Annotated in this window: 1 protein-coding gene; it reads right to left on the reverse strand. The window is 64.1% G+C overall.

The features are described from left to right. A partial coding sequence (locus SB816_RS31285; protein ID WP_410548151.1) for an ABC transporter substrate-binding protein occupies positions 1-276 on the reverse strand: 276 nt, incomplete at both ends.

A 276-nucleotide genomic window follows, 5' to 3' on the forward strand; every position in this document is an offset into this window, starting at 1 on the left:
GCGGCCTGGCCCGCGCCCTGATAGACGGATTCGAGGATCGCCTTCTTGTTGATCGCCATGTCGAGTGCCTGACGCACCTCGAGCTTGTCGACCGGCTTGTGCTCGACGTTGTACGCGAGGTAGCCGAGGTTGAAGCCCGGCTGCGACGGCATGTCGATGCCCGAGTCGGCCTTCAGCGTCGCGATGTCGGCCGGACGCGGATAGCTCATCACCTGGCATTCGTTGCGCTTGATCTTCTGCACGCGCACGCCCGGGTCGGGCGTGATCGAGAAGATC

The sequence above is a fragment of the Achromobacter sp. SIMBA_011 genome (assembly GCF_046535435.1).
GTDB classification, from domain to species: Bacteria; Pseudomonadota; Gammaproteobacteria; order Burkholderiales; family Burkholderiaceae_B; genus Achromobacter; species Achromobacter dolens.